The following is a 17385-nucleotide window of genomic DNA, read 5'->3' as shown; positions in this document are numbered from 1 at the left end:
GGCGGAGGGGAAACGCCCGGTTACATTCCGAACCCGGAAGCTAAGCCCTCCAGCGCCGATGGTACTGCACTCGTGAGGGTGTGGGAGAGTAGGACACCGCCGGACAATCTTCCAGGAAAGGCCACCCCTCACGGGGTGGCCTTTCCTGCGTTCCCCCCTGTCCTGGTTCATCGAACCCGGGCTACCACGAACGGGTCCGGGGCTGCCACGGTCACGCGCGATCCTTGTTGTCGTGGCCTTATCGACGCGGTGACACCACGACAACCAGGTCAACACCGTTGCGTGAGCGCTGCGGCCGGCGGGTCACCCCATGCCGGCGAAAGGGCTCCTGGCCGATCACCGCAGGTGGAGCGAGTAGCCCGCCCCGATCACGCCGTTCCGGGCGTCGACACGGCGTGGAATGCACCTCATGTCGGGGCAGAAACTCCACAACCGCGGAGCAGGGGCAGCGCAGGCGCGCGTCGATCATGCAGTTGTGGTGCCCGGCTTAGCCATTTACAGGCGTTTTGTTGCCCACCACAACTGCGTGATCGGCGAGGTGGCCCCGGTTGACGAACAGCCGTCCCGCCTGACGCAATAGCGGTGACAACCACGATCTTGCACCCTCCGGTCCGCGGTCCACGGACCGCTCCCGGGGCCCGGGCGAAGCGGCAGGCGGTCTGGCGGACGGGCCGCCTGGTCGGGGCCCGGCGGACGGCCGGTGACGCGGGTGTCAGTCCCGGGTCTGCATGCCGTGGCGGAGGTTGCGTAGCAGGCCGCCGGCGTCGCTGACCGACCGGCCCGGGTGCAGGAGACTCGCACGGTGCCGCTGCCACCGAAGGGCGGCAAACGCTCGACAACGCCGCTGCGGTGGCCTCTGAGCAGGCTCAGGACGTCTTCGGTCCGCAGACGTAGCGGGGCTCCGCGTCGTAGCGCCAGGTGAACTTCTCCCGCTTGACCACCGCACCGTCCTTCTTGATAACCCGGAAGGCGTCCTGGGTGAAGCCGTTGATGCCGTTGGTCTCGATGCACGAGGGGCCGGGAGCCAGGTGGATCTGCTTCGGTGTCGTGATGTTGCGGCGCGGCCCATACTCCGTCTTCACGCTGTCGTAGATCTTCGTGCTCCAGATCGACACGGTGATCGTGCTGGACGTGTACGAGGTGTCGATGAGCACGCCGTACTCGGTGTTGTTGCGGAACTTGAAGTCCAGACTCGGCCAGAAGATGGTCGACTCGATCACCGCCGGGTACCTGTCGAACCAGTACGAGTGCGGCTTGTGCTCGACGTCCTCCAGCCCCGCGTAGTAGGTCGCGTTGAACAGCGTGGTGGTGAACTGCGAGGTACCGCCGCCGACGCCCGGCACCAGCTTGCCGTCGAGGATGACCGGTGCGTCCCGGTAGCCCTGGGCGTAGCCACGCTCGCCGGTGTGCCCGTTGAGCGAGAACGTCTTGCCGGGCAGCACGACCGTGCCGTCCACCTTCCTGGCGATGGTCGCGATGTTCTGGCTGCGCGACGAGGCCATGCCACCGGTGAAGCGGGTGGTGAAGGTGGAGACCCGCTCCTTGATGCCCAGGCTGGCGAGCTTCTCCCCGGTCAGCTGCGGCGGCGTCGCCTTCAACTCGCCGGTCACCTCGCGGCCGTCCGCCTTCGGTAGCACGGCCAGCAGGTCCCGACTGAGGGCGGCGGCGTCCAACTGCTGCCCGGCTCGCCCCTCGGTGGTGGTGGGCCGGTTGCCGGCGATCTTCATCGTGGCGTCCTTCGGTGGCGCCTCGATGGTGGCCAGCTTGTCGCCGAGCGCTGTCCGAAGCCGCTTGACGTCCACCGACGGGGTCAGCTTGCCGGCCTTGTCGGCGCTGAACCGCAGGCTCTTCGCGATGGCGGCGGGTGGGATCGTCAGCGAGCCCTTGTTGGTGCGCAGGGTGACCGGTGCGGCGACGGCCGGCTTCGCCAGCTCGCTGACCAGCCGGTCCAACTCCTCCGGGGTGGTCGCCGGGTGGGTCTCCACCAGGGGCACGGTGACCGGTGCGCCGGCCAACCAACCGGCGCGGACCACCTCGGCGGAGCGCTGCGGGTTCAGGGTCAGCCCCGGCTTGGGCGGTACGACCTTGGGCGTGGTGCCCTGATAGGTGATCGCTGGCATGGTCATCCCCTGGGCCTGCTCGCCGAGCACCTTACGGAGCGCGCCGTCCAACCGGTCCTCGTCGACGGTCACCACAGGCTCGACAGTGCGGGAGCCGACCAGCCGGCTGACCGGGTGAGCGTCCGCCTCAGCCGCAGCCGCGACGGTCGCCGGCACGTCGACGGCCAGCCCCACCTCGGCCGGGTTGATCTCGGCGGTACGCCCGTCGACGGTGACCTTCAGTGGGGCGCCGAGCGTTGCCGCCCGCCGGTCCAGCTCCGCCCGCAACTCCCGGTCGGCATCCGGGCGGCTCCGGCCGCCCAGCTCGGTGCCGAGCACGCTGGTGCCGCGGGGAACATCACCGGCGTACGCCCAGGCGCCGGCACCCGCCACGGCGGCGAGGACGGCACCGGTGATGCCGGCGGCGAGCAGCATCCGCACCCGGCGCGGGCGGCCCGGGCCGCCGTCCAGTTCGCCGGGAACGGCTGTCGTGACCGGCTCGGATCCTTCGTCCGGCCAGGTGACCGCGGTGACCTGCACGGTGGGCCGGTCGTCGGCGGGTGGACTCTTTTCGCCGTACAGCGTCACTGCAACCTCGATCGCCAGGGTGCCGCGGGAGGTCCTCCCTCCCGGAGGCACCTACGGTAACGAATGCCCGGCCGTCCTCGTGGCTGCGCCCACCAGGCGCTGCTACCGCGTGTCGTTCGGCGTGTCGCAGCGACCCGGGGCCGATGCCGGCGGCGGACCACCGACGTGGCACGGTGGCCGGGTGGACACTGCGGAGCGGGTGTTGGCGTACGGGGGCGGTTGGCTGGACCGGGCGGGTCCGTTGCGCACCGATCCGACACGGTTGAGCGCGCTGCTCACCGACCCGACAACCGTGCTGCTGCCGATGTGGCGGGACCGCTGTCTCGTCGACGGCCACGGGCCGGTTCGGCTCGGCGCGGAGCGCGCGGCGCTGGTCCGATCCGCCGCCAGCGAGACCGTCTTCCTGGGGCTCGATGCGGAGGTCGCCCTGTTCGCCGCGGACCTCTCCGCACTCCCCGAGCGATCCGCCGTCGAGATGGCCGGCGCGGTTCGGTCCGTCGACGTGCGGGCGCTGGTCGGGCGGCTCGAACCCGGCGACGCGGCCGTCCAGGCGTACGCCAGGGGTTTGTTGCACTGGCACCGGCAACAGCGATTCTGCGGGACGTGCGGCGCTGCGGCCGTCGCGGGCGGTGGCGGGCACCTGCGGACCTGCACCGGCGCGGAGTGTGGACGCCTGCTGTTCCCCCGGATCGAGCCGGCGATCATCGTGTTGGTCGAGGCGCCCGGTCAGCCGGGGCGCTGTCTGCTGGCCCGGCACGCGGGTGCGGCCGAGGACGCCTACTCGACGCTGGCCGGCTTCGTCGAGGTCGGCGAGAGCCTGGAGGACGCGGTCCGTCGGGAGATGGCCGAGGAGGCGGGCGTGACCGTCACCGACGTGACCTACCAGGGGTCGCAGGCGTGGCCGTTCCCCGCCGGCCTGATGGTGGGCTTCCGGGCCACCGCCACCTCCGAGGAGGTACGCGTCGACGGCGAGGAGTTGCTGGAGGCGCGCTGGTTCACCCGGGCGGAGCTGCGGGACCGGGCGGCCTCCGGTCGGACGCTCGGTCGGGTGGACGCGATCGACCACCGCCTCCTGGAGGACTGGCTCGCGGAGAGCTAGTCCGGGTCGACCACCGGTGCCCGAGCCGGCCGACGGGCCGCCACGGCCATCATCGCGGTGGTGACGATGGCCGTGCCCAGGGCCGCGAGGAGCAGACCGGGAACGGTACCGGGGCGTAGCGTCGCGGTGGCGACCACCAGGCCGGCCATGCCCACCCACAGCGGTGCAGCCGCCCACCGTGCACCGGCGGCGAGGCGGTCGTTGAGCAGCACGAACGTCACCGCGTAGAGCGCACCGACCGCCGCGAAGAGGGGCGCGTACCGGCCCAGGTGGTCGTAGTCGGGCCCACCGGCGAGGCGGAAGGCGAGCCCTCCGGCGAGCGTCGAGGCGAGGACCAGCACCACGCCACACCCGCCCGTCACAGCGAGCGCAACCGTTCGGCTGCGCTGGTCACCGCGGGCCAGCCGGGGCAGGGCGAGGACGGCGGCGACCTGCGGCGCCCAGAGTGCGCCCTTGCTCAGCACAGTGCCGACCGAGTACGCCCCGGCATCCGACGGGGGCAGCAGTTGCCGGGCCAGCAGCAGATCGGCGTAGGAGACGACAAGCATCGCCAGGGTGGCGCCGCAGCCGGCAACGACCTGCGCGGCGGTCAGCCGTGGTGCGGTGGACGGTCGTCCGGGCTGGCGGGCGAGTCGGGCCAGCACCGCCGGGGCGAGCGCGGCGGTCAACGCGCCGACCGCGAGCGCGCCGGTCGGTCCCGCGCCGAGCAGCAGCCCAGCGATCACACCGCCGTAGCGGCCGGCGGCGAGCACTGCCATCCCGATGGCCAGTCGGACGAAACGCTGACCACCCTGCAACTCACCGAGGGACCGGGAGGAGAGCACGATCGCCGCCGTGGTGACCGCCAGCAGCGCGGGCATCTCCACCGGGAGATCGAGGGCGGTGACCAGCAGTGGCGTCGCCGCGACCAGGGTTCCCGCGGACACCGCGGCGGTGACAGCGGTGAGCCGGCGAGTGTCGGAGGATCCGTGCCGGGCGTGGTGCACGGCGACGGCCAGTTGCAGACCGAGCCCGGGGACACCGACGATGGCCACCAGACCGAGGGCGGCGGCGAGCGCGCTGAGGTCGGCCGGGTCGAGCCGCCGAGCGGCCAACACCGGGACCAGGTAGGCCAGGCCGTTGACGAGAACCCCGGCCAGGGTGACGCTGATCCCCGCGGCGCCGAGACCGCTGTTCCGTCCGCCCGTCCCCACCGCGTCGGCCGGTCGCGCTGTCTCCGCCGGTGGCGCTGTCTCCGCCACTGGGTCTGTCTCCGCCGGGCTGACAGGTTTCCGAAGCCTCACGTGATCTCCGAGAAGGTCGAGCGCTGCCCGTCGGCTGGCCCTGCCGCCGGGCCCGGCCGCGCCGGATCGGCCCCGTCCGGTTCGGCCGGATCGGCCGTGGTCGGCTCGGCGGCGTCCGGTTTCGGTTCCTCCGCGACCAGCGCAGCCGCCGGATCGGCCCCGGTCGGCGTGGCCCGGCGTACCGGTCGTCGGCGGGCGGCGGTGGTGAGCCAGAGGGCACCCAGGGCGACGACGATCGTGAGTTGCACAAGCGCGTCGGTGTTCCGCCGCGTCGAGTCGAGGTAGAGCCACCCGGCGAGCAGGACGAGCGCGCCCGGGAGCCACGTCTCGACGGCCCGGCTGATCGTCCTGGCTCGACGTGGGTCGGCCGGCCAGGGCAGGCGGCGTGGGCCGGGTACCGCGAGCATGAATCCCGCCGCGACCAGCAGACCGCCGATGAGGCCGCTGGAGAGCACCAACGCGCCGGCCCCGACGGCCAGCAGCGGCAGCGAGCGGGTGACCCGGGGTCGGCCACCCGGTACGGCGGTCGCCGAGGCTCGCCCGGTGGGCTGTCGGGCGGGCAGCACCGCGAGCAGCACCACCACCGCGAGCAGGATGCCGCCGAGGAGAAGCCCGGCCCTGTACGGGGTGTCCGGGGCGAACCGCAACAGCACTTCTCCGGAGGCGCCGGCGGGAAGGACCCAGCCCTGCTGCCACCCGTCCACCACCAGTGGTTTCAGCGTCCGCCCGCCGAGGGTCGCCTGCCACCCGGTGTTGGTGTTCTCCCGCACGGCGAGCACCCGGTCGACGGGGTGGCTGGACACCCGTACCCGTCGCTCGGTGGCCGCCCAGGATTCGATCTCGATGGCACTGGCGGTCGCCGAGGCAGGCGTGGGCGTCCGTGGCACCAGGGCGACCCTGGTGGGCGAGGCCAGCTGGCTCGGTGTGGCGACGATGCGGTGCTCCCCGCTGCCGAGGTCAAGCTGCCGGGGCGTGTCGCGGCCGCACAGCGTCACCGGCATCTCGCGCATCTCCAGCAGGTCGCGCAGCGTGCCGCGGAGCGAGGTGGTCACCCGCGCCGCGCCGATCCGCAGCGTCGGACCCGATCCGCAGGCCAGCGACACGGGGGCGTCGAGGTTCGGTGCGACGGTGGGCGCTCCGGGTAGCACTGTCACCTCGCCGACAGCGATGGGCAACTGCTCCGGCAACCGCAGCTTGTACGGGTCGGTGCTGGTGGCGGAGGGCTTGTCGAGGAATTGGATGGTGATCTCGTCGGTCCGCATCGGCGGGTCCAGGCGGAGCAGCCCGTCGTCGCCGAGCAGGCTGCTGCGAAAGCCGTCGTCGCCGACCACCCGCACACTGCCCAGCCGGGTGGCGGCTGTCTGGTCGTCGACCGAGAAGCGGAGCCCGGTGATGGTCTGCGGCTTGAGCCACTTGAGTCGCAGGATCGGTGCCTCGTCGTCGATAGCCGGCGACCAGCTGGTGGCCGGGTTTCCGTCGAGTGCCGCGCCGGCCCGCCCGGTCGGGTCGGGCACGGCCGTCGAGGAGGCGCTGATCTGCGCCGCGAGGCGCAGCGGCTGTGCGTTGGTCACCAGCTTGTCGAGGGCGTTGTCCAGGCCAGGGCCGGCCGTCGGACGCGCCCACAGCTTGGCGTCGTACCTGCCGGCCGCCGGCAGGGTCAGGGTCCGGTCGATGGTGGACGCGTCCTCGGAACCACGGATGGCGTCGGTGGAGCAGCGAGGGTGCCCGTCGACGGAGAAGCAGGCCGGCGTGGTGGGTGCCGCCGACACGACGACGGTCGCCGGCCGGTCGGTGACCGGTGCGGCGGGGAGGACCAGGGTGCGGCTGGTCTGGATGCCCGGAATCTTGATCTCGGCGATGCCGACCGAGCCGTTTCCGAACGGGCGGAGGTCGTACGCGCCGTCGACCGAGACCCGGACCTCGCGGGTGGCGTGCACGCCGGGCAGCTCGAACACCATGTGATCGCTGAACTGTTCGACGGTGCTGCTCTCGTACCCGGCGCTGACGGTCACCGTCGTGGGCAGGGCGTCGGCCTTCAGGTCGAACCACACCTCGACCCTGGTGACAGTCGTCGGGTTGGCCAGGCCCACCTCGATCCACTGGCGGTCGCTGGGCGAGTACGGCGCGGACTGCCAGGAGGTCGCCGGGTTGCCGTCCATCGCCGCGTACGGCTGGTGCTCGGGGCGGGCGCCGCCGGGGGAGTCCACCTGCGAGCGGGCGGTGGAGGTGCGGATCGCGTTGATGCCCTCGAAGCGGGCGACGGTGGACCGCTCTGCACCCCACTCGGGCAGGTAGTCGTGGGCGGGCGCGCTGACCTCGAAGGTGTCGTCGGCGGTCATGGTCTGGGAGGTGTTGTCGCGTAGTCCGCCGAACGACACGTCGCGTCGGCGGAGCCCGTCGGTCATCGCTACCGGGCCGGTGACGTCGGCGGTAGCGTCGCCGGCCAGGACGGTGGGTGCCGCGCCGAGCTGCCCCGCCGCGGCGAGGTCGAGCAGGGACTCGGGGCCGCCGACCACGGTGGTCACGTCGGCTCTGTCGTACGCGACCACCGGCTCGACGGGCCGGTCGACCCGGTAGACCTCCAGCGCTCGGACGGGCACGTCGAGCCCATGGTCGCGGAACTCGTCGGGGGACGAGGGCCCGCCGCGCAGCGGGCCGAAGGAGGTGACGCGGGTCAGTCCGGGTGAGCGCTCCAGCGCCTGGCGGACCACCGCGGGGCGGGCCGTGTCGGAGCGGCCGTGGTCGAGGTCGGCGCGGAACAGGACGTGGCTGATCCCGGAGCGGGCCAGCAGGTCCGCCAGGCCGGTCGAACCGGAGCCGGTGGCGAGCGTCGACTCGATCACGTCCAGCAGCCGGATGGTGGTCGGTGGGGTGAAGGGGATGGCGTTGCGTACCGCCCACCGGCTGGTGAGCAGCGGCTGGGTGATCTCGTCGGTGGTGCTGCCCCAGTCGTACGACGGGAAGCGCGCCCCGGGTACGACGAGCACCCGGCCGCGCCCCGTGTTCGCGTCGAGCCAGTCGGCGGCTTCGTGCCAGTAGCCGGGTACCTCCTTGACGCTGCCGGGGGTGGCGAGTCCGCCCGCGAGCGCGGGCGTGGCGACCGCCGTCACGGCGACGATGGCGGCACCGGCGGTCAGCCAGGCGCGGGCGACGGTTCGCGGACGGTGCTGCGCGGGTGCGGTGCGCGCCGCCCGGACGGCCAACCCGATCAGGTGCGCCATGCCCAGGCACAGGGGCAGGCGGAGCAGGACGTCGAACTTGTGCACGTTGCGCAGGGGTGCGCCGACGCCGTCGAGGAACTCCTGCTGTGGCCCGGCGAGGATGTTCGGCAGGTCGCTGACGTGTCCGAGACCGACGAGCGCGACGCCGAGTACCACACCGGTGATGAGGAACCGGCGGTGCGGCATCCCACGTCGGGACAGCCCGAGCACACCGAGGGCGGCGACCGCGAGGGTGGCGGCGACCAGTACCGCCTCGTTGGCGAGTCGCGAACCGGACGGGATGGTCGGGCCGAACGGGGAGGCCAGGTAGGCGACCCAGTAGGAGGCTCCGCGCAGCGTGGTCGCCGCGTCGGTGACGCTGGTGGTGTTTCGGGCGGTCTCGATGTAGTCCAGGAAGGGAGGGCTGTACCGCCCGAGGACCAGCAACGGAACCAACCACCACGCGGTGGCCAGGGCCACCGCACCACACCAGGCGGCGATGGCGGTGACCCGGTGGCGTACCGGCTGGAGGGTGGCGAGCCAGAGCAGGGCCAGTGGCACCACCGCGAACACGGCCGTGGCGTTGACTCCACCGGCGCAGGCGACGGCGAGGGCCGACCCGGCGACGGCGCGCCGCAGGTTCGTGCCGGCGGCGAGACCGACCAGCGGGATGAGCACCCAGGGGGCGACGGCGCTGGGCCAGGCTTCCACCGAGGACCAGCCGAGCTGGGTGAGGATGCGGGGTGACAGCGCGAACGCGACGCCGGCGATCATGCGCCCGGCGGGGGTTCCGATGCCGAGCCTGCCCGCCAGACGTACGGCGCCCAGGTAGGCGACACAGAAGAGCAGCGCCCACCACAGCCGCTGCACCACCCACGGCGCGAGTCCCAGCTCCGATCCGAGCAGGAAGAACGGGCCCATCGGCCAGAGATAGCCGTACGCCTGGTTCTGTAGTTGGCCGAACGTGCCGGTGGGGTCCCACAGGTGCAGCGAGCGGAGCAGCCACCCGGCCGGGTTGACGTTCAGGTCGACCTTGGTGTCCGGGACGACCTGGCCCGGGGCCTGCTGGAAGGCGAGGGCGGTGAGCGCGATGCAGATGACCAGGTGCCGGAACCGTCGGGCCGTGTGCCGGCTACGGCTGGACCCCGGAGCGGCGCCACTGGCCACCTCTGCACGCATTTCGGCTCCTGTCTTCACCGGCCGGACGCGCACCCGCAGCCGACGACCTGTCGCGCGACGTTATCCGGACCGGGCACGGACGGGCGACCAGGGGCACTGCGGTGGCGTTATCGGGAGAACGGCCGTCCCCACGGCGTGTAAGCGTGTGGCAGGCTGCCGACCATGTCAATGCCAGAAGCTGAGGCCGAGACGCATCCGGAACGCGTCGCGTCAGATGGCGACGGGCCCGGGCCGATCGGCCGATGGCTCCGCGCCGACCCCGTCCGTGCCGTGGCGATCGCCCTCATCGTCGTGTCCGTCGCCTGGCGTGCCGGCCTCGCCACCCGTGGCTGGTTCTCGCAGGACGAGTTCGTCATCGCCGCGCAGGTTCTCGACACCGGGCTGGACGCGGACTACCTCCTGCGTACGTTCAACAACCACCTCATGCCCGGCGGCCTGTTGATGGCGTGGGCGATGGTGCGGGCGGCGGGCTTCGCCACCTGGCCGTGGGTGTTGATGCTGGCTGTCGGCCAGGCGGCGCTCGGGTTGGCGGTCTACCGGCTGCTGCGCGATCTGCTCCGGCCCGGCTGGGGTCTGCTGATCCCGCTGTGCCTGTTCGTGTTCAGCCCGCTGACGCTTGAGGTCTCCTCGCTGTGGTTGGTCGGGCTGCTCGTGCTGCCGATGCAGTTGGCCCTGGTCATGGCGGTGGCATCCCAGGTCCGTTACGTGCGGACCGGTCGCCTGCGGCATCTCGTGGCGGTCGGGCTCTGGCTGGTGTTCGGCCTGTTCTTCGACACCAAGTCGCTGCTGATCGTGCCGCTGTTGTTCCTGCTGACCGTCTTTCTCTTCACCTTCGGTGGGGTGGGGCGCAGCCTGGTGACGGTGATCCGCCGGCACTGGCCGGCCTGGCTGATGCTCAGCGCGCTGTCGGGGGCGTACCTGGCGTTCTACCTGACCCGTCCCTCCGGTGAGCTGCGGGACCCGACCTCGGTCGGTTCGGTCCTCAATTTCCTCAGTGACCTGATCGGCAAGACCATGGTGCCGGGTCTGCTCGGCGGCCCCTGGCGCTGGAGCTACGCCGGTGACGGTCCCCCGCTCGTCGACCCGTACGACATCGCCAAGTGGTTGTCCTGGGCGGTGCTGGCGACGCTCGTCGTGGTCACCGTCCGGCGGCGTCCGTCGGCCGGACGGGCCTGGCTGCTGCTCACCTCCTACCTGGGGTTGGTCGCCACGCTCTTCGCCGTCACCCGGCTGGGCGGCCCGCTCGGCCCACTGGTCGGCGTCGTCCCCCGGTACGTCGCCGACGTGGTGCTGGTCGCCGCGATCTGCGTCGGTGCGGCCCTGCTGGGGATCAAGGACACCGACGAGGACGAGGTGTCGGCGTGGCCGGTGCCGACGGTCCTGCGGGAGCCGGGTGCCTTCGCGGTCGGTCTGGTTTCGATGATCGTCCTGCTGGCGACCATCGGTGTGGGCACGCTGTGGAGCACGGCTCGTTTCGGGGACAACTGGAGTACGAAGTACGGGCGGGACTATCTCGCGACGACGCAGGCCGAGCTGGCCGCCGCGCCGCCGGGCACCGTCTTCCTCGACACCGTCGTCCCGGACCGGGTCGTCGCCGGTTACTTCTGGCCGGACAACCTCCAGTCGCACTTCTTCCGCCCGGCCGAGCGCCGGCCCACCTTCGTGACGGAGGCCGCGCGACCGTCGACGTTCGACGACCTCGGCCGGATCCGGCCGGTCGTGGTCCAGGGTCGGAAGATCGTGCCCGGCCCGGTGGACGGCTGCGGGCACCTGGCGGAGGGCGGCCGACCCACCCGGATCCCGTTGGACGGGTATCTGGTGGAGTGGCCGTACGTCGTGCACTTCGGCTACCTCAGCTCGGGTGACTCGACAGCGCTGTTCCGGCTCGGGGACGCCACCCGGGAGATCACCCTGCGGCGCGGGCTGAACGACCTGTTCTTCCTGTTGGAGGGGGCCGGGGACGCCGTCGAGGTGACAGTGCGGACGCCAGGGGTCGGGGTGTGCACCGAGTTGATCACGGTGGGCCGGGCGGTGCCGGCGTCGTGAATGGTTGAGCCGACCGACGGCGTCGAGGCCGGACCGGTTCGGCGGACACGGGACACGCTGCCGCTGTACGCGATCGCGGCGGCGGTCACGGTGCTCGTGCTGGCCCCGCTGGCGAGGCCCGGCTACGCGCTGGTGTACGACATGGTGTTCGTACCCCGGCAGCCGTTGACCTGGGATCTCGTCGCCCCGGCGCAGAGTCTGCCCCGGGCGGTGCCGATGGACGCACTGGTCTCGCTGGTCACCCAGCTGGTGCCGGGCTGGGTGGTGCAGCGACTGGCGCTCGCCGGGGCGGTCTTCCTCGCCGCGGTCGGCGCCGGCCGGTTGGTGCCGACCGAGCGGCGCGCGGTCCGGCTCTTCGCCGCGTTGGCGTACGCCTGGACGCCGTACCTGGCCGAGCGGTTGCTGCTCGGGCAGTGGGGGCTGCTGCTCGCGTACGCCGCGCTGCCCTGGCTGGTGCGGGCGGCGCTGGATCTGCGGGCCGGGCGGGCCGGCGCGCTGGCCCGGGTGGTGCTCGCGGCCGCCCCTGCGGCCATCACGCCGACCGGTGGTCTGATCGCGCTGGGCACGGTGCTGGTGCTGGCGTCGGACCGGATGCGCGCGCCCCGGTCGCTGCTGGTGTCGCAGCGGATGCATCCGCACCGGTCGCGGCAGGCGTTGGCCGCTGTCGGAGTGCTCAACGCCCCCTGGGTGGTCGCGGCCCTGGTCACCGGCGCCGGGGGTTCCTCGGACCCGGCGGGGGTGGCGGCGTTCGCGGCGCGTGCGGAGAACTGGGCCGGCCCGCTGGTGGCGCTGGCCGGCACCGGCGGCATCTGGAGCGCACAGGCCACCCCGGCCAGTCGGGCCACGCCGCTGGTGCCGGTGGCGACAGTGGTACTGCTGATCCTGGCCGGTGTCGGTGCGGGCCTGCTGCGGCGCCGGCTGCCAGCGGGTGGGGCGGTGCGGCTGGCGGTGCTCGCCGGGATCGGTTGTCTTCTTGCCGCCCTCGGGGTGCTGCCCGGTGGGGACGCCATGCTGCGCTGGGCGGTGGTGCACCTGCCGGGCGCGGGGCTGCTGCGGGACGGCCAGAAGTTCCTGGCTCCGTACGCCCTGCTGCTGGTGGTGTGCGCCGCGTTGGGGGCTGAGCGGCTGGTGGCCCGGGTCGACCGGGAGGTGGCCGGGGTGGTCCTGGTCGGGCTGCTGTTTCTGCCGGTGGCCGTCCTGCCGGACCTCGCGTTCGGCGGTGCCGGTCGGCTTCGTCCGGTGAGCTATCCGGCGGAGTGGCAGCGGGTGGCCGAGCACATCGAGGAGGAGCCGGGGGAGATCCTTTCGTTGCCGCTGAGCGCCTACCGCGCGTACCCGTGGAACCCTGGTCGGGTCGTCCTGGACCCGGCGCCCCGCTACCTGCCGGGGACGGTGCTGACCGACGACACGCTCCGGGTCGGCGACGCCGTGGTGGCCGGCGAGAATCCGCGCGTGCGCGAGATGCGCCGAGCGCTGGCCGAGGGGCGACCGGTCCGGACCACGGGGGTGCGCTGGGTCCTGGTGCAGCACGAGGTCTCCGGCGAGGTGGACGACGCTGAGGTACTCGGCGGCCTCGAGCGCGTCCACGACGGACCGTTCCTGACGCTGTACCGCAATCCGGAGACCGTGCCGCAACCGGGCGGGTCCGGACCGGCCCGACTGGCGGTGGTGGCGGCGCTCACTGCTGCCCTTCTGGTGGTCATCGCTGCCGCCGTTTCGGCACTACACCGGCGAGCTACCGCGTGGTAACGTCCGCTCGCACGTCTCGCCATTGGAGGATTGGCATGCGTAGAGCTCTGACCCTGGTCGTGTCTGGCCTGGTGGCGGCGTTGCTGGGGATCCTGGCTCTCGGTGGGATCTCGGCCGCCGCGACCGCCACCGACGAGGAGGCCGCAAGTAAGGCCAAGCTCGTCTCGGAGGCGGCCAAGCGGGCCGGAAAGAAGGATCCGTACGCCCCCGCGGTTTACGGCGACAGGTAGGACGGCTCGCCCCGCTGCTGCACTGGGCGGGGCGACTCCGCACCCCTGAGGATCGCCTCGAAGCGGCCACCCGCAGCCTGCCAGGTGAAGCTGGCCGCATGCTCGCGGGCCTCGGCGCCCATCTCCCGCCGCAGCTCATCCCGGTGCAGAAGGGTGCGCACCTTCATCAGGTAGTCGTCGATGTCGTCGGCCAGCAGGCCGGTACGCCCGTCGACGACCGCTTCGGCGACTCCGCCCGCTCCCCGGAACGCAACCGTCGGGGTGCCGGCCGAGCCCGCCTCCACGATGGTGAGCCCCCAGCCCTCCTTGAGTGACGGGGTCAGGGCCACCCAGGCCGAGGCGAGCAGGGCGGCCTTCTCCTCCTCGGTCACGAAGCCCCGGAAATCCACCCGCTCGGTGATGTCCAGCTCCGCGGCGAGTTCACGCAGGTGCGACTCCCACCAGCCCTGGCCGGCGACCACCAGCCGCAGCTGGGGCAGCTCGTCGGCGAGGGCCGCCACGGCCCGCAGCGCCACCTCGACGCGCTTGTGTGGCACCAGCCGGTTCAGCGTCACGAGCAGTGGGAACGGCGCCCGCTCGACGTCGGTGTTGGGCAGCGTCGGGGTGCCGTTGTGCACCACCGAGACCTGCTCCGGTGGTACGCCGAGCACCGCCAGCTCTCGGCGGGTCGCCTCGGAGACGGTGACGTACCGGCACCGCCGGTAGAGGCGTACGGCGAGCGACGATTCGACCCACCAACCGAACCGGGCGGCCCACTGTGGAAGCACCACCGGCCACTGCTCGCGGTGCACGTGGTGGATCAGCTTGACCACCGGGCGCCGGGACCACAGCGGGGCGAGGAACGGCAACCCGTTGCAGACGTCGACCAGGACGTCGGGCCGGCCGCCCCGGCGGGCTGCCAGCGGGCCGATGCCCAGCGCACCCGCGACGTAACACAGAGCCGCCCAGAGGTAGACGCTGTGTCGGCCGCCGCGCCGTACCAGCCGTACGCCCGCCTCGTTGACCTCGTCGGCCGGGGCCTGGCTGTGGGCGGCGCAGAAGAGCGTGGCGCGGAAACCGCGCGCCACCAGCTCGGCGGCGATCCGCTCCACGTACACCTCGGAACCGCCACCCTCGGGGTTACGGGTGTCTCGCCAGTTGAGGAACAACACGTGTCCGGGCATGCCGAAGCGACGCTCCACGCGAACCCTACTCTCAAGTAATTTAGCGACCCGCGTCACACTAGGGGCTGGTGTGCCGGCCGGCAATGCCCCGATGGGCCAGTCGCTGGGCGCTATCCGCCGACCGTGGGCACCGGCGTGCCGGCCGCGACGGTCGGCGGCGTGGCGGCCGGTGCGGCCGGGTCGGTGGCGGCAGTCCCGGATGTCGGCACACGCCCGGTTCGTCGGTGTCGACGCTGCGAACCGAGCAGTTGCAGGGGTCGCTCGACACCGTAGTAGCTGACCGCGGCGTACACCAGGCCGAAGGCCATGGTGAGGGCGAAGGTGTTGAGCAGCCCGCCGGAGAAGAGCGGTCGGTCGTCGACCAGGTAGATGAGTTCGATGACCATGGGGTGCCACAGGAACAGTCCGTACGAGACCGCGCCGAGCCACCGGGCGGACGAGCTGCCGAAGATCTTCTTGGCCCGGCTCGGCCCGCCGAAGGCCACCGGGATCAGGATCAGCGCCGCGATCACCAGGTAGAGGGCCAGCTTGACGCCGAACTCGGCGGCCGTCGGCTCGGCCAGGTCGCGGGGGCCGGCGACGGGCGTCGTCGCGATCGCCATCAGGCCGACGGCGGCGGCCCAGCAGGTGACCGGCGCCGAGGCCAGGTCGTCCAGCACCCGCAAGACCGCGGGCGCGGTCCCGGTGCGCAGGGCGACGTGCGCCGCCGCCAGCGCCATGCCCGCGCCGAACCAGGCCGCGTACGAGGGGAACCACATGGTGTGCAGTGAGGTGTCGAGCCAGCCGAGCCCCATCAGGATGAGCCACCCGGTGGTCAGCAACGCGCCTCCGCTGACGATCACGATGGTCCGTACCGGGCGCCAGGACCGGCCCACGACGAGCACCGCGATCAGCGGCAGGAGCAGGTAGAACACGACCTCGGTGGCGAGACTCCAGGTCTGGCTGAGCCCGGCCCGCAACTGCCCCGGCTGGTAGATCTGGGTGAAGGTGAGGTGGCGGATCCAGTCGGCGACGGACGCCTGCCGGTTCTGCGGCAGAACGATCAGGCAGACCACGATCGCCAGCCAGTAGGCGGGCAGGATGCGCAGCGCCCGCCGCCACAGGTAGCGCCTGGCCCGGGGTCGGGCCCGGCCCGTCGCGGCGTTGAGCGCCCACGGCCGGAACAGCAGAAACCCGGACAGTACGAAGAAGATGGCGACGCCGACGTCCAGCCGGGCCAGCCAGCCGCCCCAGGTGGTGTTCATGGTGGCGGCGGTCTGGAACCCGACGTGGTGACCGACGACCGCCACCGCGCCGATTGCTCGCAGCGCGTCGAGGGCGGGAAGTCGGTCGGTTGCCGAAGGCTCCGAAACTGTTGGCGCGGCGGCTGTGGACATCTGGACATCCAGGGGGTCGCTTTGAAGGTGACCGGGGAGTAACCTCCCGCCATGTTAAGGATCGGGTGCCCCGGACAACAGGTCGTAGGGCGGCAGGTTACAGGAGGATGAGTGAAGCTTCGCGTGGGCGCCGCGCTCTTCGGGCTTGGCGTCTTATTGCTGGTCTTCGCGGCCGGGCTGCCGTTTTATGTGGCCCCCGCAGTGACCAAGCTCCCGTATGATCTTGAGCCGACGACGTCTGTCGCCGAGGCGAAGAACGCCAAGTTCTTGAAGATCACCCGCGTCGGAGATTCGGCGACCATCGAGGTCCAGCAGGGTGACCTCACGTCCAATGTCGAGGTCATTCCGCAGCCTGACGACACCAAGGACCGGCTGCCCAAGGACCTCAAGGGCGAGGCGGTGATCTGGGACGTCTACCAGACGGTCCGGCGCTCCGACAGCCCGGAGGTGGTGGTCAGCCAGTACAGCACCGAACTCGCTCTCGACCGGATCTCCGGTGCGGCTGCTTCGTGGAAGGAGCAGTGGCTCAACGAGACCGGGGTGGACGGGACTCCGGTCGGCAACGTCAAGTACTCCGGCCAGATCTACAAGTTCCCGTTCGGCACCGCCAAGCGGGACTACCAGATTTTCGACCGTGATCTGAAGCGGGCCACCCCGGCGAAGTTCGTCGGTACCGAAAAGATCAAGGGCGTCGAGGCGTACCGCTTCGAGCAGCGGATCGAGAACGAGGTGCTGGCCACGCCGGAGAGCAGCATCCAGACGTTGGTCGGCAAGTTCGCGCCGGGTGCCACCAGCGGCCAGATCGTCTACAGCAACATCCGGACGGTCTGGGTCGACCCGGTCACCGGCTCCTACGTGAACGTGCGGGAGCAGCAGCACAAGGAGTTGCGCCCCAACACCGGCACTCCGACGGTGCTGCTGGACGCGGACTTCAACTACACCGACGACACGGTCAGCCGCAGTGTCGAGACGGTCAAGGACAACCGCTTCAAGATCGGCCTGATCAGTTTCTGGGGCCCGATCGTCGCTGGTGTCCTCGGTCTGCTCGCGGTCGTCTTCGGTGTGTGGCTGGTGACCCGACCCGAGGGTGGGACGGCCCGGCACCGCGCCGAGCCGGCGGTCGCCGACCCGACGCCGACCCGGGTGGACCAGGAGCCGGTACGCGACACGGACACCGTCGAGCAGCCCCGGCCGCAGCCGGTTGGCGGGCCACTGACCGACGAGATCCCGCCGGCTTCGACGAACTGGAAGTCGGAGGACCCGACGGTGCCGACCCAGCGCCCGGCTCCGGGCGAGGTGGAGCAGCGCTGACCCGCGTACTACCGGGTGTATGACCGAGGGGTGGGGGGCGGGGCGGGGCGCCCCCCGGGCAT

10 protein-coding genes and 1 rRNA gene are annotated in these 17385 nt (G+C 71.9%); 6 read left to right on the top strand and 5 right to left on the bottom strand.

Annotation, left to right across the window (positions count from 1 at the left end; all coding sequences use genetic code 11):
• Nucleotides 1–105 (top strand): 5S ribosomal RNA (gene rrf / locus ABZU52_RS20705); the annotation flags it as partial.
• Between the two features lie 761 nt (nt 106–866).
• Here the strand turns inward: rrf and ABZU52_RS20700 are convergent.
• Nucleotides 867–2687 carry a VanW family protein gene (locus tag ABZU52_RS20700; protein WP_354972624.1) on the bottom strand — a complete coding sequence of 607 codons (1821 nt, stop codon included), beginning with the start codon at nt 2685–2687 and terminating at the stop codon, nt 867–869.
• A 181-nt stretch (nt 2688–2868) separates the two neighbouring features.
• Between ABZU52_RS20700 and nudC the strand changes: the two genes are divergently transcribed.
• Entirely contained in the window at nt 2869–3786 is a 918-nt protein-coding gene (gene nudC, locus ABZU52_RS20695) for an NAD(+) diphosphatase (protein WP_354972623.1), read from the top strand.
• Here nudC and ABZU52_RS20690 read toward each other — a convergent pair.
• Together ABZU52_RS20690 and ABZU52_RS20685 are read right to left on the bottom strand one after the other, a co-directional pair.
• The gene (locus ABZU52_RS20690) at nt 3783–4979 is read right to left on the bottom strand and encodes a polysaccharide biosynthesis protein (RefSeq protein ID WP_354972627.1); all 1197 of its coding nucleotides are present in this window, start codon (nt 4977–4979) and stop codon (nt 3783–3785) included. The genes nudC and ABZU52_RS20690 overlap by 4 nt on opposite strands.
• Before the next feature lie 86 nt (nt 4980–5065).
• Nucleotides 5066–9448 (bottom strand): alpha-(1->3)-arabinofuranosyltransferase, encoded by a 4383-nt coding sequence (locus ABZU52_RS20685; RefSeq protein ID WP_354972622.1) that lies wholly within the window; start codon nt 9446–9448, stop codon nt 5066–5068.
• A 270-nt stretch (nt 9449–9718) separates the two neighbouring features.
• Here ABZU52_RS20685 and ABZU52_RS20680 point away from each other — a divergent pair, with 270 nt between their 5' ends.
• The 3 genes from ABZU52_RS20680 to ABZU52_RS20670 are packed head-to-tail and all read left to right on the top strand — an operon-like array spanning nt 9719 to nt 13473.
• Entirely contained in the window at nt 9719–11494 is a 1776-nt protein-coding gene (locus tag ABZU52_RS20680) for a hypothetical protein (RefSeq protein WP_354972621.1), read from the top strand.
• On the top strand, nt 11495–13243 hold the full coding sequence (locus ABZU52_RS20675) for a hypothetical protein (protein ID WP_354972620.1): 1749 nt from the start codon (nt 11495–11497) through the stop codon (nt 13241–13243).
• A gap of 35 nt (nt 13244–13278) precedes the next feature.
• Nucleotides 13279–13473, top strand: a complete 195-nt coding sequence (locus tag ABZU52_RS20670) for a hypothetical protein (protein WP_354972619.1) — start codon at nt 13279–13281, stop codon at nt 13471–13473.
• Here the strand turns inward: ABZU52_RS20670 and ABZU52_RS20665 are convergent.
• Both ABZU52_RS20665 and ABZU52_RS20660 read right to left on the bottom strand, forming a co-directional pair.
• A complete protein-coding gene (locus tag ABZU52_RS20665) occupies nt 13458–14636 on the bottom strand; it encodes a glycosyltransferase family 4 protein (protein WP_354972626.1) in 1179 nt (392 codons plus the stop codon). The genes ABZU52_RS20670 and ABZU52_RS20665 overlap by 16 nt on opposite strands.
• A gap of 110 nt (nt 14637–14746) precedes the next feature.
• Nucleotides 14747–16012 (bottom strand): acyltransferase, encoded by a 1266-nt coding sequence (locus tag ABZU52_RS20660; RefSeq protein ID WP_354972618.1) that lies wholly within the window; start codon nt 16010–16012, stop codon nt 14747–14749.
• 111 nt (nt 16013–16123) lie between these two features.
• Between ABZU52_RS20660 and ABZU52_RS20655 the strand changes: the two genes are divergently transcribed.
• On the top strand, nt 16124–17323 hold the full coding sequence (locus tag ABZU52_RS20655; protein ID WP_354972617.1) for a DUF3068 domain-containing protein: 1200 nt from the start codon (nt 16124–16126) through the stop codon (nt 17321–17323).
• Nucleotides 17324–17385 lie beyond the last annotated feature (62 nt).

Source organism: Micromonospora sp. NPDC005220 (genome assembly GCF_040607895.1).
Taxonomy (GTDB): Bacteria; Actinomycetota; Actinomycetes; order Mycobacteriales; family Micromonosporaceae; genus Micromonospora.
Note: the sequence above shows the minus strand (reverse complement) of the source record. Positions and strands in the feature narration are given on the sequence as shown.

What these genes read in the sequence shown, in the direction of transcription:
- ABZU52_RS20685 (WP_354972622.1), bottom strand. Translation starts at nt 9,448, where the DNA reads ATGCGTGCAGAGGTGGCCAGTGGCGCCGCTCCGGGGTCCAGCCGTAGC.
- ABZU52_RS20675 (WP_354972620.1), top strand. Translation starts at nt 11,495, where the DNA reads ATGGTTGAGCCGACCGACGGCGTCGAGGCCGGACCGGTTCGGCGGACA.
- ABZU52_RS20660 (WP_354972618.1), bottom strand. Translation starts at nt 16,012, where the DNA reads ATGTCCACAGCCGCCGCGCCAACAGTTTCGGAGCCTTCGGCAACCGAC.
- ABZU52_RS20665 (WP_354972626.1), bottom strand. Translation starts at nt 14,636, where the DNA reads ATGCCCGGACACGTGTTGTTCCTCAACTGGCGAGACACCCGTAACCCC.
- ABZU52_RS20670 (WP_354972619.1), top strand. Translation starts at nt 13,279, where the DNA reads ATGCGTAGAGCTCTGACCCTGGTCGTGTCTGGCCTGGTGGCGGCGTTG.